Annotated in this window: 14 protein-coding genes, 2 pseudogenes and 1 other annotated feature; of the genes and pseudogenes, 2 read left to right on the top strand and 14 right to left on the bottom strand. The window is 32.3% G+C overall.

Annotation, left to right across the window (positions count from 1 at the left end; all coding sequences use genetic code 11):
- Positions 1–169: 169 nt before the first annotated feature.
- The 3 genes from ACSG5Z_RS05200 to ACSG5Z_RS05190 form a co-directional block, all read right to left on the bottom strand.
- The gene (locus ACSG5Z_RS05200; RefSeq protein WP_435710886.1) at positions 170–1153 is read right to left on the bottom strand and encodes a sensor histidine kinase; all 984 of its coding nucleotides are present in this window, start codon (positions 1151–1153) and stop codon (positions 170–172) included.
- Positions 1150–1857 carry a response regulator transcription factor gene (locus ACSG5Z_RS05195; RefSeq protein WP_098857019.1) on the bottom strand — a complete coding sequence of 236 codons (708 nt, stop codon included), beginning with the start codon at positions 1855–1857 and terminating at the stop codon, positions 1150–1152. The genes ACSG5Z_RS05200 and ACSG5Z_RS05195 overlap by 4 nt, the downstream gene beginning before the upstream one ends.
- Positions 1858–1983: 126 nt before the next feature.
- A complete protein-coding gene (locus ACSG5Z_RS05190; RefSeq protein WP_435710884.1) occupies positions 1984–2898 on the bottom strand; it encodes an acetamidase/formamidase family protein in 915 nt (304 codons plus the stop codon).
- A gap of 157 nt (positions 2899–3055) precedes the next feature.
- Between ACSG5Z_RS05190 and ACSG5Z_RS05185 the strand changes: the two genes are divergently transcribed.
- Positions 3056–3484 (top strand): cell wall hydrolase, encoded by a 429-nt coding sequence (locus ACSG5Z_RS05185; RefSeq protein WP_435710882.1) that lies wholly within the window; start codon positions 3056–3058, stop codon positions 3482–3484.
- Positions 3485–3535: 51 nt separating this feature from the next.
- Here the strand turns inward: ACSG5Z_RS05185 and lysS are convergent.
- A pseudogene (gene lysS, locus ACSG5Z_RS05180) lies at positions 3536–5083 on the bottom strand (lysine--tRNA ligase).
- Between the two features lie 83 nt (positions 5084–5166).
- Positions 5167–5424, bottom strand: a binding site (T-box leader).
- Positions 5425–5490: 66 nt separating this feature from the next.
- Positions 5491–5661, bottom strand: coding sequence for a DUF2197 domain-containing protein (locus tag ACSG5Z_RS05175; protein ID WP_033694550.1), 171 nt, complete (start codon positions 5659–5661; stop codon positions 5491–5493).
- A gap of 231 nt (positions 5662–5892) precedes the next feature.
- Here ACSG5Z_RS05175 and ACSG5Z_RS05170 point away from each other — a divergent pair, with 231 nt between their 5' ends.
- A complete protein-coding gene (locus tag ACSG5Z_RS05170) occupies positions 5893–6594 on the top strand; it encodes a class I SAM-dependent methyltransferase (RefSeq protein WP_435710879.1) in 702 nt (233 codons plus the stop codon).
- A 155-nt stretch (positions 6595–6749) separates the two neighbouring features.
- Here the strand turns inward: ACSG5Z_RS05170 and ACSG5Z_RS05165 are convergent, their stop codons facing one another.
- The 9 genes and pseudogenes from ACSG5Z_RS05165 to ACSG5Z_RS05125 form a co-directional block, all read right to left on the bottom strand.
- Positions 6750–8228, bottom strand: coding sequence for a UDP-N-acetylmuramoyl-L-alanyl-D-glutamate--2,6-diaminopimelate ligase (locus ACSG5Z_RS05165; protein ID WP_435710877.1), 1479 nt, complete (start codon positions 8226–8228; stop codon positions 6750–6752).
- A 435-nt stretch (positions 8229–8663) separates the two neighbouring features.
- Positions 8664–9293: a class I SAM-dependent methyltransferase gene (locus ACSG5Z_RS05160; protein WP_435710875.1), complete on the bottom strand. Its 630-nt coding sequence runs from the start codon at positions 9291–9293 to the stop codon at positions 8664–8666.
- 238 nt (positions 9294–9531) lie between these two features.
- Positions 9532–10029 carry a DUF421 domain-containing protein gene (locus tag ACSG5Z_RS05155; RefSeq protein WP_435710873.1) on the bottom strand — a complete coding sequence of 166 codons (498 nt, stop codon included), beginning with the start codon at positions 10027–10029 and terminating at the stop codon, positions 9532–9534.
- A 213-nt stretch (positions 10030–10242) separates the two neighbouring features.
- Positions 10243–10410 (bottom strand): hypothetical protein, encoded by a 168-nt coding sequence (locus ACSG5Z_RS05150; RefSeq protein WP_087985878.1) that lies wholly within the window; start codon positions 10408–10410, stop codon positions 10243–10245.
- 490 nt (positions 10411–10900) lie between these two features.
- A complete protein-coding gene (locus ACSG5Z_RS05145; protein ID WP_000538966.1) occupies positions 10901–11104 on the bottom strand; it encodes a hypothetical protein in 204 nt (67 codons plus the stop codon).
- A gap of 368 nt (positions 11105–11472) precedes the next feature.
- A complete protein-coding gene (locus ACSG5Z_RS05140; protein WP_435710871.1) occupies positions 11473–12105 on the bottom strand; it encodes a type 1 glutamine amidotransferase family protein in 633 nt (210 codons plus the stop codon).
- A 74-nt stretch (positions 12106–12179) separates the two neighbouring features.
- Positions 12180–13142 (bottom strand): helix-turn-helix transcriptional regulator, encoded by a 963-nt coding sequence (locus ACSG5Z_RS05135; RefSeq protein ID WP_435710870.1) that lies wholly within the window; start codon positions 13140–13142, stop codon positions 12180–12182.
- A gap of 63 nt (positions 13143–13205) precedes the next feature.
- Positions 13206–13520 (bottom strand): annotated as a pseudogene (locus ACSG5Z_RS05130) (helix-turn-helix domain-containing protein); the annotation flags it as partial.
- Positions 13521–13605: 85 nt separating this feature from the next.
- The gene (locus ACSG5Z_RS05125; protein WP_435710868.1) at positions 13606–15000 is read right to left on the bottom strand and encodes an aminotransferase-like domain-containing protein; all 1395 of its coding nucleotides are present in this window, start codon (positions 14998–15000) and stop codon (positions 13606–13608) included.
- Positions 15001–15127 lie beyond the last annotated feature (127 nt).

The raw sequence follows: 15127 nt of genomic DNA, 5'->3' as shown, positions 1-15127 counted from the left end.
CTTCATCCCCCACTGATTATTAGTTGAACCAATCGGACTTTAATGAGCAGCCCGACCTAACTTCTTTGCTTTCGCTGAATTTTGAGGTGGGGGTCTTACTGCCCATTAAAGCGGGATAAAATAAGGCTAAAAAACTTATCTCCACAGTTCTTTAGCCTAGATCACTTATTTACACATTAAAAAATATAATTCGTACAACGGTACCTTTACCAACTTCTGAATGGATTTCTACACTATGTCCTAATTGTTTCGTAATTTCATATACAAGATATAGCCCCATTCCAGTTGATTCTTTAAAATTTCTGCCATTTTCCCCTGTAAAGAAAGGTTTAAATACTCTAGGTAAATCTTGCTTCGGCATCCCCACACCACTATCGACAATTTCAAGTATAACGTTATTACCTTCCTTACAAGCATTTACTTTAATCTTCTCTCGACTACCAGATGAATATTTGATCGCGTTCGATAGTATTTGTCCAATTAAAAATTGTAACCATTTTGCATCACTTTCTACAATAATGTCCTTATCAATTTTAAGCTCTGGGTATACAAAATTCCGGATAAAGAAGCGTTTATGTTCATGCACAGAATCATTCACTATTTTATGTAGCTGTACTTTTTCTACATAAAAATCTTGTGTAAATGCCTCTAAACGTGCGACATACAGAGCCATCTCTAATCCCTTTTTCAGCCTATCTGTTTCCTCGTTAATACTTTCAAACCGTGGATCGACTTCATCTTGTGTAATTAATTCTATTACAGATAAAGGTGTTTTCATTTGATGTATCCACTGGTTCATAAAGGTTAAATGATCATTATTTTTTCTCTCTTGTATTTGCAGCTGATTTTGATAATGTCGATATTGCACCTCAAGTAAGTCCTGAAGCGCAGTAGATAAAACTGCAAAATCTGATTTTTGAACAGAATCATCCAAAGAATGCAACGGATTTGCTAATCGTTCATAGAACGTACGATGAGTAAAGTAACGAAATACTAAATAGCCTACCATAAAAAAGACACCTAAAAACATTGCATATAATGCCGTTGCAATATGGTTATGCCCATCAAACCAATATACAAGAAATATGACTAGTAGCTGGATTACTGTAAAACAAATGAGCGGTATATGATCACGAATAAATAATTTTATCATTTCTCTATACCATTATCCCAAGTTATATGCAATCTATAACCAACACTACGAATCGTTTCAATTGCATCTTCAATCTGTAATGTTTTTAACTTTTTACGCACACGAGTTGTATTTACGCTTAAAGTATTATCATCAACATAAGATTCGCTATCCCATAATTTATTTAACAACACTTCTCTACCCACAACACGCGGATAATTTTTCATTAACATTTCTAATAAAATGGCTTCGTTTCTCGTTATATCAATCTCTTGATTACGCAATTTCAATACAAGCCTTTCAGGATATAAACAAAGACCTTGTTGCTCAACCATCCGTTCTTCTACTTTCGGTGCATAATCTCCGTAAGCACGTCTTAAATGACTACGAATTTTAGCCATTACAACTTCGTAATGGAATGGCTTTGAAATAAAATCATCGCCACCGTTTTCTAGTGCCATAACTTGATCCATCGTGCCTTCACGGGCTGAAATAAATAGTATCGGACATGTAGAAACTCCACGAATTTGACGACACCAATAGTACCCATCAAAACTCGGTAAATTAATATCTAATAAAACTAACTCTGGTTGTTCTTCTAAAAAAATGTCTAATACATTTTGAAAATCCGATACAATAATTCCTTCATACCCGTATTTCGCAACATGTGTTGATAATAGTTCTGCAATTTTCATATCGTCTTCTACAATCATAATTTTAACCATTTGTTAACTCCTTTTTCGATCCACAATCTTATTTACAATAATATAAAATAAATACTACCTGTTTTTATATAATTCGTAAATCAAAAAAGGATACCTTTATACAACAGCATCCTTCTTCTATTATTCTTATTTAATATGAAATTTACTCAAATTTAAACCTAGCTTCTCCACATAGTCCATACCTAGTTCCATTCGTGCTGTTTTCAGTGGATCTACAACTTGGCAAACTCTTAAATCGCCTGCAGCTGATAATAAAAGTGTTGCATCAGCTTTAGACATTTCTAATTCTTCATGTAAAAATGTCACCATATTACGTACAGCGCGATTCGCTGCATCATCTAACAATTTTTCTGAAGCAATCGTCATTAATTTTTCATTTTGGATAGCCATTGGTAGTGGCCATTTCTTTCCTTTTATAATCTGAACAGTTACCGTCACTTCACCAGCAACCTCTACTCCACTAACACCAATTTCACCATCACCCATCGCTGCGTGTAAATCGCCTAATGCTAATAGAGCACCAGGAACATTTACAGGTAATAATAATGTTGTCCCTTCTTTTATCTCTTTACAATCCATATTCCCGCCGTGATCATGCGGTGTGCCACATGAAATGCTCTCTTCTTTCGGCGCAGTACCAATTACACCAATCATTGGATTAATCGGGATTTGCAGTTCATTTGAAAATAAAACATGTTCATTATGTATCGGAACAATTTTCACTGTATTTTCATTTAGCTCTTCACCCATTACACCAAGATTTGTACCTGTAGTTAAAACGCCTTGCTCTGCAATTTTAATTTTTTCAATCGTTACGGCTAATATATCACCAGGTTCTGCACCAATGATATATACAGGTCCAGTCGCTGGATTAATTCGGTTCCAATCTAATTCTTGAAACGCAACATCTTCAGAATCAATTTGATTTTCAAAGCAATCATATGTTTCAAATACAAGACGACTCCCAATTTCTACTTCCATACATGGCTTATTATCTGGTGACATTGCGTGTATAATATGTTCTTTATGAATGCGATACATTTTATCTCTCCCCTTTTATATTGGTCTACAATTACTAATTAGCTTTTTTCATACAAGCTCCTCTTCATATTTGATGATATTTGCACGTGAAAAAGCACCTAGCTTATTTTCATACATACACTCTTTACTATAACAGGTAAAGAAAGGTGGTAGCACTATGCCCCTTATTCCATATAACGAAAGTGATGTTGATTTACTAGCTCGTTTAATTCGTGCTGAAGCTGAAGGAGAAGGTCGACAAGGTGAACAACTTGTCGGTTGCGTAGTAGTAAATCGTGTATTTTGTGATTGCTTAGATTTTAAACAACTTCGATCTGTACGTGATGCAATATATCAAAGCCCCGGGGGATTTGAAGCCGTACAATACGGATATTTTTATCAGCGTGCTCGTGATTCAGAAAAAGAAATTGCAAGAAAAGTTTTACAAGGTGAATGGCGCTGGCCAGCACGATGGGCTCTTTGGTATTTCCGTCCAGTTGGTGCTTGTCCACCTGAATGGTATAATCAGCCGTTTGTAGGACAGTTTAAAAGTCATTGTTTTTATGAACCACGTGGTGATGAATGTCCGAAAATGTATTCACGGTAGTAAAATGTGTAACGCAAGTACTTAGCTGAGTACTTGCGTTCCCTTTATTTTTTAGAAATCTAATAATATGATGGATTTTTCAATCCTACTACATGTATTAATAACGGTATGCGCGGGCCGCTAGACTGATTTATAATGAGCTTATATATAATAATAAATAATCGTTTTTGATTTTCTTTCATTATTTTTTTATTTTCATCATGACAAATCGAATACAATTGTTCCATTAAGTGAGAGTAATCTTTGTTAGAACGAAGTATGGTGCAAGCTTCTACTAGCCACTCTTTCTGCTTTTCATCTAATGTGTTGTAAAACTCTATATTTCTCTCTTGATTTACAGCAATTAATTATTCAGTTTGAAAGTTTCTAACCCAATACTCTGCACGTTTGCTTATCGCTATCATATCCTCTAATGCATAATTCCTATCTGTTTTTTCTAATATACCTTGTAAAATAGATGAATCAAAATTTAATAGCGGTAACGTTCCAGCAACTTGATTAAACTTTGGATACTCTTTAAACCCGCTATCAACTTTAGAGAGTTTAATTGCATCAAATAAATCTTCATTTTTGAGCGTTTTATTTTCATAACTATCTTTTAATCGTTCATACTCTGTATAATTGCGAATCACATCTTCATCAAGGCCGATATGAAAAGCTGCGTTTGGTCTATATTTAGCAAACATAAAAAGAATCACTTCTGGTAAATACACTTTTAACAAATCATTAGGTGTAATACTATTCCCTGAAGAACTTGACATTTTTTCATGATTCCCTTTAATTCCAATGAAATCATAAGCAACATAATGAGGAGCTTCACGATTGAATATTTTCATTGCAATTTCCTTTGATACATTATAACTACCCGTTTCCGAAGAATGATCTCTTCCGCCCGGTTCAAAAATAACATCCTCTATCATCCATCTCATCGGCCAATCGATTTTCCAATTCAGTTTCATTTTATTTGTATTTAATACCGATAATTCAGTTTGATTTCCGCATTCACATTTATATCGTACTGTTTTTAATACTTCATCAAAATGTGTAATCGTTGTTGCATCTTTCCCGCATTTCTCACAATATAATGTAACTGGATAAAAGCTCTCTCGCTCTTCTTCACTACACTCTCCTGTTTTAAAACTCATTAAAATATCATATATTTCTTTTATATAAAGCCTCTAATATGTTTTTGTTATATCTTCCACTTCTATATTCAGCATGTTGATATATGAATTCCACTTCAACCCCAAATACTTGAAGCGATTTCTCAAACTCTTTTTCAAAATGCTCTGCATAGGAGTTATGACAACCATATGGATCTGGAATATCACAGTATGGCATACCAATATATTTTGCAAAAGATGGATCAATATTTTTAGGGACTTTTCTAAACCTATCATAATCATCCCATGAAAATATAAAACGAGTCTTTTTGCCTAAATCTTGAAGTGCTCTTACAACGAAATAAGTCGTTATTATTTCGCGAAAGTTTCCGATATGAACAGATCCAGATGGACTGATTCCAGATGCGCAAACAAAAGTTTCTTTGTTTGGATGTTTCCTTATTAATTCATGTGCTACTTCATACGCCCAATGCATATATTACTCACCTCAATTGTTTTTTTGTTTTCACATTTTCAGTTTTATGCAATAAAAAAACTCCCACCCCCAAGATTATTCATCTTGAGGACGAGAGTTGTTAACTTCGCGGTACCACCTCAGTTTGTTAATACGTCGCCATATTAACCTCTTCAGGTACGGCAAAATATGCGTATACCCTATCTCTATAACGGGAGAACCCGTCGCACCATCCCTAAACAAACTAGTTCCTTGCGCAGCTCCAAGTCTTTTTTCGTCAAGATGTATACCGCTCTTTCTCAGCTACCAGAGCTCTCTGTACGTATCCTTTTCTTAACTACTCGTCTCTTCCATGCTATTTTATATATTAGTTTTTTCATATGATAATTTATAATACTTTTATTGTCAAACTTTTCCGAACGAAATAACTATCTAAAAAAATGTTTTATCGCTTCTAATTGAATTTTGTGACTACACTCATCACAACAATATACCCCTTTTGGTTTCTCTTTAAATCGCTTATATTTTTCACTACCTTCGTAAACACGAAATATATTTTTACAAGAAAAGCAAACAATTTCATAAAACATCATATGCATTTTCCTCTCCATGTTTATACATTTTTTTAATCACTTGAGAAAATCAGTTTTCTATAGTACAAATCTTAATATCTTCTGATTAAAAGGTTTACCTCTATTCATATCGAATTATATAAATATCTTATAAAGTGAGGTGAAAATATTGATCAGTAATATAGAATTAGTTTTAGATGCAAAAGCAAGTTTAGCTGAAGGGCCATGTTGGAATGAAAATATTGGAGCTGAAACTATATGAACCGTATCGATTACATAAGAAACGAAGAAAGGAAATATCATGACCTTTGCTATGAACAATACAAACTATTTGAAACTGGCTCTTGGCTTTACAAACCGGTTAAAACAGTTATGGACTTAATGGAGTACTTTGAAGGACAAAATAACTTACAAGTACTTGATCTCGGCTCTGGTGTCGGAAGAAACAGTATTCCCATTGCACAAAAGATACAAAATACTAGCGGCACTGTTACATGTGTGGACTTACTCGATTCCGCTTTAACAAAATTACAAGCTTATAGCAAAGAACATGATGTATTTGAAGTTATAAAAACAGAAAAAGCAGCTATTGAAAACTACTATATTGCCCCTAATACTTTTGATTATATCGTTGCAGTATCAAGTTTAGAGCATGTTAAATCAGAAAAAGATTTAAAAAACGTGCTCCATTCTATAAAAAAAGGTACAAAGACTGGTGGTATCAATTGTTTCATTATTAACTCGAACATACAAGAATTTGACTTACATACGAAAGAAAAATTAGATGCTTTAATTGAAATTAACCTTCCTACTGAACATATGATATATCTATTAAAAAGTATTTATAAGGAATGGCAAGAAATAAAAATTGAAATAAAAGAATTAGCTTATAATATAGTCCGAAACGAAAGAGAAATTCAATTAAAAACAAATGCTATAACATTTGTTTTTCAGAAATAAAACTATAAAAGGTAAGGTTTTTCCCTCATATATTCATAGAAACACCCTTACCTTTCAATTATAAATTCTTCATAAAATTGCTTCGTTATTAGTTTTAGCTTCATCTAAAACATTATTTTTATTAGAAATACTATTCAGCTATTAATTGAATTCATTCATTTATCAATAATTGCTTGTCGAGCTTTTTCTTTATCCTCAAAATGAATAGTCGAATCCTTTAAAATTTGATACGTTTCATGCCCTTTCCCTGCAATCAAAACAATATCATTAGAAGATGCCATGTTTATTGCATGTTTTATAGCCAGTTCACGATCTACTTCTACTTTATAATTCAAATTATTATTCTGTGAAAATCCTTTTTCAATATCTTTCATTATTGCCTGCGGGTCTTCCGAACGTGGATTGTCAGAAGTAATAAAAACAAAATCGCTATAACTTCCAGCAATTCCACCCATTATAGATCGTTTTTTTGCGTCTCTATCTCCACCGCAACCGAAAACAGTAATGATTTTACCTTTTGAAAACTCGCTAATTGTAGAGAGGACATTTTCTAACGCATCCGGTGTATGAGCGTAGTCCACTATTACAAGGAAATCTTGGTTTTCGTCTATAATTTCCATTCTACCTTCAATGCTCTTTAAGTTACATAAGCTGTCACTAATGTTTGTAAGCGGAATACCTTCAACCAATGCAGCTGTTATTGCTGCTAATGCATTATAGACATTAAAGCGGCCTACTAGATTTAGATTGATTTCTATTTCTCCATTAAAGGAAGAAACTAAAAACTGAATTCCTTTTGAACTTAAAGTTATGCTCTTCGCTTGAACATCTGCACCGTTATTTATCCCATATGTAATCACTTCAGCAGAAGTAACTTTTTTAAAGTATTCTACCGATGGATCATCTGCATTCAAAATAGCAATTTTTTGATCTATAGTAGAAAAATCATTTCCTAATCTTGAAAAAAGAAGACCTTTTACGTGCTTATATTCCTGAAATGTTCCGTGGTAATCCAAATGATCTTGCGTTAAATTTGTAAAAACAGCGGTTTTAAAGTTACACCCTTTAACTCTTTCCATATGTAAACCCTGTGAGGTAACTTCCATAACACAATAATCTGTATTATGATTTTTCATCGTTTGCAAATTCCGCTGAAGTATCGGTGGTTCTTGCGTATTAATATCAGTAGGATACCATTTCGAACCAACTTTCACTCCGTTATTCCCCATAAGCCCTGTTTGAAATCCATAATCACTCAAAATCTTTTCAAGTAAATAGGAAGTAGTTGTTTTACCATTTGTTCCTGTAATTCCAATTAGCTTCATTTTATTAGATGGGTAACCATAGAAATGTGACGCAATAACTGCCATAGCGTATCTTGCATCTTTAACAATTATTTTAGGTATTTCAATATTTACATCTCTTTCTACAATTAACGCCACAGCGCCATTTTTCACTGCATTTTCAACAAATTGATGTCGATCTTCAAGAAAACCATCAATACCTGATACACATATAAATAAATTTCCACTAGTTATTTTTCTAGAATCCATTTCTAATCCCGTAATTTCTACATTCATATCTCCAATGGTTTCTTTAATCAATAACAAATCTGCCAGCTCTTTTAGTTTCAAATCCCTCGCCCCCTTACAAATTCCCCCTACTTATTTTACCACTTTATATAAAATAATGGTTTAAAATTCCATATTAGTCGGACGAAATTTAATCATCTTCAATAAACAAAAAAAATAAAAGAGCACTTGTTTCCGCAAGTGCTCTTTTTGGGGATTTTGAGATATCCTATTAAAGAAAGTTAAGGTTACTTAAAGTTAATAGGTATTTCTATTATATGCTTGTCCTTTTTATTTGTGCATAATCAATATATAAACATCTTTAGTAATTGTTAATAACTTTTATCCCGCTTTAATGGGCAGTAAGACCCCCACCTCAAAATTCAGCGAAAGCAAAGAAGTTAGGTGGGGGGCGGGCTGCCCATTAAAGTCCGATTGGTTCAACTAATAATCAGTGGGGGATGGAGAACCCCCCCACTGATTAAAGTTTCACTTTATTTATAGTTCTTTCTTGCATTTTATCATTAAGAAATTGATTGAAGGTTTATTTGCTATGTTCTTATTTGGTTCATCAATTTCCGAAACTTGTACTAATCCATATTTATTAAAATCTTGTTTTATAGATTCAGAATCATAGAAGAACATTTTTATGCCTTCCATTATCTCGTAATAATCTTTATCCAACTGTTTTCCTTTTCCGTACATGGGAGCTTTATTAGAGACAGTTGTTAAAACCATATATCCACCTGGTTTTAACTGATAATAACAATCTTTAATAAATTTCTCTCTTTCCTGCTCATTCAACAAATGAAGAAGTGCATGACTAAATATCCCATCATATAGTTTATTATCAAAAGGCATTTTGTTTACCGAACCGTGATACATACTAACATCTTCTAGTCCGTTTTCTCTTGCTAAATCGATCGCTGTTTTCGAAATTTCAATGCCTGTTACATTTATACCATTTTCGATAAATACCTTTGCGTTTCTCCCATATCCAATACCCGGAACTAATATGTCTTTAACATTGTTTTCCACAAAAAAATCTTTTGTCAAAATTGCAGATTCTGTAGGTTCAAACCCCCACATCGTTTGCTTCTCAATAAAGCTTGATTCCCAAAATCCCATTATATTTCTATCTCCTTATTCTTATCTCATGTTTAATATCAGATGAAAGCCATATTCATTTTAAAGCTGCTTTTTTCACCACAGTCACTATAGCTCCATTGAATATAGCATAATAATAAGCCTATATCTATTATAAAGATTGGTGTAAAACTCACTCTTTTTTATCAACCCATATGTTTTTGTAGAAAAATAAAAAAGCCAATACTTTTGTTGTGGTATTAGCTTTTCTCAGGAGAAATTATCTTTTTGTATTGTGCTGATCTAATATTTTTTCTAACATTTCTAAAGTTATCGGTTGAGCTTTCTCTATTAATAGATAACCAATACGTCCATTCGGCTCAGCTGTAACTTGCTGCAAACTCTTTAAATCATGAATTCCTTTTTCTCTTAATTGCATATAAAGTTGTTGTTCAGACATTTTTGCCTTCATCAAGTTCGCTTTAATAATCTCTCCGTTTTCAACAATTACAAAGCTACTGCCATTTAGGAATTGTTCCACCTTCCTTGATTTCAGTTCAAAGAAATGAATGATAAGAAGTACGCTTGCAAATATTACAGCTGCAAATATAGATGGGACTACTTTCCTACTTAATACAGGCTCTACAATAATACGTGCTATTGATACTACTATAATGATTTCAGCTCTCGTCATTTGGCTAACAGATGTACTACCCGTCATTTTTAATGCAAGAATCCCAGTAAAAATTAAAATAATACTTTCAAAAATAATATGCATAATAGTCCAATCCTTTAATGGTAAATGTTATTAGCATTCCCATTTTATATAGCATTCTAAATGAACTTTAATTAAACTTTTTTGTGAAAATTAAAAGTTACATATATAAAAAATGGATCTATTTAGATCAATCTTTTTTCAATAAGGATTTGATAATCCATCTTCTATTGTCAAAAAAACAAAAGCACCCAAATGGATGCGTATAGATTAAACTTATTCATTATTACTTTCTCCACTTTCATCATCAACTGATTTCAAGTCTAACATGCTGCCTATATCGGGCGGTAAAGCTAACTCTATACCAGCTACTGGTTGATTATCTTCATTAAACCATTGTTTCTTAAATTTAATCAATTCTTCATTTTTCTTATTTTCATCCATATTACCCCGCCTTTTATGTACATGATATTAAATACTTTACTTAATATCTACATTAAGAAAGATAATATACTTTTTGTACATAATGAAAAAGCAAAACCCCTGCCTGGTTTACATACCCGATGTACCTATAAAAAAATTCTCGTACATGTTACTCCGCGCTCTGTTATCATATTAGTGTCGAAACATATGTAGGCTATGTGACAAGTATCTGTTCGTTTTGTTCATTATTCATATGAGACAAATACTTTTAAAGGAGTAATTATTCCTTGACTTAATTCCTTAAAACATTGAATGCGTCCTGTATATAAATGTTAAAAATGAAGAGTTATCTAACGAAGAGCTTCTAAGCTTATTTTGTGTAAGGTACCACTATGAAAGAATCCCAAAGTTACTAAGAGAATACATCATGAGCGATGTTGTCATTGATTTAGATACGGACTATATTTATATTCCTAATAGATAACAGTAAACTAGTTGAAATGAATAGAAATTACGATTCAGCTAAGTGTTTAATAAAATAAGTGAATGCCCAAATTAATGTCGCAAATTGAGTGACAAAATACATTGTCCATTCAAAACCAGTCAATTTCCTCTCTCGTTTCACTTTCTTTAAGTATCTGTAAAATATAAATGTACTTAAAAACATAAGTAACAATGATAATTGCTGTAAATCATCCACTATACGTACCCCCATAGACTCCATCAACCTCCTATTCAAAGTAAATACTATACCTTAAGGATATCACCTATTGGTAGTTTATTTCCATTTAAAACAATTATGTCCTAAACAAAATGAGCACTCAACAATTGAGTGCTCTAAAAAGTATTAACGTAACAATTTTCTTCTAGTTTTTATAACTAAGTTCTATCACTTCCAATATAAGATTACTATCATATTTCCTTTTATAGAGGTAACGTCAGGAAAATACGAATTTACAACGTTAAGGAATTTTCATTACTCCATAACCATTTTTAAGTTATATTCAAAAACCATGCTTTGACATTGTCTAGAGCATGGTAATTATTTAAACAAATATAAATCTGCTAAGTTACTTTTTAAGCTCATCTATTTATTGAATTCATTAACTGGAAGAAGTATTCAGGTTTATGAGTCTTATTTAGGTTATACCATGCATGTAATGTATCTGGTGCAAATACATCTAATTTTTTCAGTACTTCCATCGCAAATTCCAGAGGAGCTATTCCTGATGCAGTAACTAAATTCGCATCAGATACCGCAGATCCCAACTCATAGAACTTTTCTCCTTTATAGTTAGGACATACTATTTTAGTGTATTCTAAATTATTACTTGTATGCTTTCTAGTATCTAAGTATCCCATATTGGCAAGGGCCTCAGTTGCACCACAAATTGCAGCAACAATAGTGCCAGACTTTAAAGCTTGGCCAATTCTTTCCAAGATAGGCTGATGAATTTCTTCACTCCAAGTAGTCCCTCCTGGTAAAATTAAAAGATCTTTACTCTCAAAAGTACATTCATCAAGGGAAATATCTGGTTTTATGCTCAGTCCCCCCATAGTAGTAATCATTTCTTTATTAGCTCCTACTGTAATTACTTTTAAAGGTACTAAATCTTTTTTAAAATATCTTCCTGAGTTTAGTTCGGTAATTAAATATCCATATTCCCAGTCCGACATTGTATTAAATACATATAGAAAAACTTTTTTTGTTTGCATCCCATATCACTCCAATCACAATTGATATGGATATTATAATATAACTCCCCTGACAGTTAACGTCAGGGAAGTTATCATACTTCATGAAATTTTATTAATTCCGACAGTACTTCAATAAGTCTTTTCTTAAGACTTATTGGCTCAATAACTTTAATAGATTTATTGTACGGTAAAAGTAAATAAGGTACATATGTATGTATCATATCTTTTTCAAGAAGAAAAACTGCTTGATTTGAAGTCCGCTCTTGTAAATAATGTCCTAAAAACCAATGTTGGCAAATATCAGCCAATACACTTTTATCCCCACTAATAACCAAAGAAATAATTCCTTCTTTATCTTCTATAGTTGGAAGAAGATTTTTTATAAAAAAGTCACGTGCTGAAAAATTTTCTGGCCGGTTAAACTTATTTTCGGTTAGCATTAAACTTTCAATTCGATCTACTCTAAAACTACGGATATCATTCCTAAGATGACAAAATCCAATCACATACCACTTATTATTCCAATAGATAATTCTGTACGGATCGACCAATCTATAATTTAATTGCTTTTTGCCACTTTTATAGTAGAGGATTTTTATTGAGTACCCGTCAGTTACGGCCTGCTCCAATTCCTTCAAAAAATGTTCCATAGAGAGTGAACTAAATCGACTGATTACTTCTAGACTACTTAAATGTTGGTTTATCTTTGCTTCCTGCTCTTGATTTGAGTATTTACTTAGTTTTGAAATGGCCCTATTTAATGCTTTACCTCCATAATATCCGGCTTCTTCTGCAAAAACAGCAGCGTGAAATAGTGAAGTTTGCTCTTCCAAATCAAAAAAAAGAGGAACCTCAATAAAATTGTTCAATAAAGTGTATCCACCGTTATGTCCTGGTTCTGAAATTATAGGTACACCACTTGTTGAAATTGTATCAATATAACGATACACAGTCCTTATATTCATCTCTAACTTTTCTGAAATTTGTTTCGCAGTAATTTTTTTACCTGAGCGAAGCATCCATAGAATCGCTAACATATTATCAATTTTAGGCATGTAATTCCACCTCTCTATGGAATTTATCCCCTATTATATATTTCTGATTTTTAGTATAACTCATCAACTGTTCCTTTCCGATAGCTTTCTATATAATGAGGCCATAAACACATTTGTAATTTCACAAATTTGATTTACAGTCATATCTACCTCTTTATAAAGCTTTACTGCATAATTCATTCCTGCATGATTTTTATGGTACTTCTTTAACCGACCTTTAAACTTTCCTTCTTTCTTAGCCAGTTCAATCCCTTCACGCTGCCGCATACGGATAAGATCACGTTCTAATTGGTTTACACCCGCCATAACCGTAATTAAGAATTGGCTGTAGGGATTATCTTCTGATAAATCTAGCCATGTATCTTTGAAGGATTTTAATTATCATCTTTATTATAATATTTAGTAACAACAATAGCTTCAATTATTATAGCGATACACACAAACAAGAGAATTATTTTGCGCCTCACAACAAACCTCCTTTTTCATTTTTTTCTTTTTTAAATTGAAAGGTTATACGTTCTACTTGTTTGATTTCCTCCATTATTTTACGAATTCCTTCTTCAATCCTATCTTCCTTTACATTCGATACGTTTAACTTTAATAGTCTTTCTTTCGGAAAACCTCTCACATAATTTTTATCAATTGTATCAATACTTATTTGTTTTTCACTTAGTCTTTGGAAAAACATTTCTGAAATACTCGTTTTATGTAATTTTAAACAAGTATGAATTCCAATTGTATTATGCTTTTTATATGTGAATAAAAGTGGGTTTTCACTATGAGTTCTTTCTAGTGTTTCTGCTAATTTTTTAGATCTATCGTGATAGGAAGATTTAATTTTATTTTTATGACGTTCAAACATGCCACTCTTTATATAAATTTCTAAAGCAGCTTGAGATATCATTGGGCTATCAATATCTAAAATCTTTTTATATTTATGGAAATCATTTGCAATGGATGGCGGAATGACCGCAACTCCAACCCGTAAACCTGGAAAAATAATCTTCGAATAACTTTTTAAATATATTACATGATTACAATTATCCAAGTTATATAACGGATCTGCTTTTGAATCCATTTCTAAATCTGCTAAATAATCATCTTCCACTATAAATACATTATATTTCTTAGCCAGTAGCACGATTTTTTCTTTCTCATCTTTAGAGTAAGAAGTTCCAAGTGGATGATGATATCTTGGTATTGTATAAAAGAATTTTATTTTACCTGTTCGAAAAATGCGTTCCAATTCATTTAAGTCAATACCTTCATTCGTACGTTTAATACCGATTACAGGAATTTTGTTTATTTCTAGATATTCAATATATAGATGATATGTTGGTTGTTCAATTAATATCGTTTCACTTTCATTTGGAAATGGTATAGAAGTTAATATTACTAGCGCCTGCTGTACACCTGACGTTATAAAAATATTCTCTTCTTTAGTGAAGACTTGATAGTTTGCCAGTTGTTTTTGAATAATCGGAATTAAAGATGGTAAACCTTTTGGCGTCCCATATACGAACAAGTCATTTTTATATGTATCAATGGCTTTATTAATACAATGTTGAAAATCTAAATATGGAAAAACATCTGGATCTGGTGCTGAGGAAGCAAAATCAATTATCTCGTCATTTTCTACAAAACTCCCTGATTTTCGAACAACGTAGTATCCACTCTGAGGGACGGAATAAATAATATGACGCTTTTCTAATTCATGTAGCGCTCGTATAACTGTTGCCTTATTGCATTCATATTTCGTAACGAGTGTCCGAATAGACGGTAGTTTCTTTCCTTCTTTTATATCTCCATGTTGAATCATTTTTTCTATATCATTAAAAATATTTAAATACTTATACATTATTTCACTCCCTTATTAAAGCACTTAAAAAGACCCCTCATTCTCATACGCTCTCTATAAAGCAAAAGTAAATACATCCTTTCTACCACGTTAAACTTTAACATTAATTGTAATTTCCTTCTCTTAA

The organism is Bacillus pretiosus (genome assembly GCF_051294775.1).
In the GTDB taxonomy this organism is placed as follows: Bacteria; Bacillota; Bacilli; order Bacillales; family Bacillaceae_G; genus Bacillus_A; species Bacillus_A wiedmannii.
Note: the sequence above shows the minus strand (reverse complement) of the source record. Positions and strands in the feature narration are given on the sequence as shown.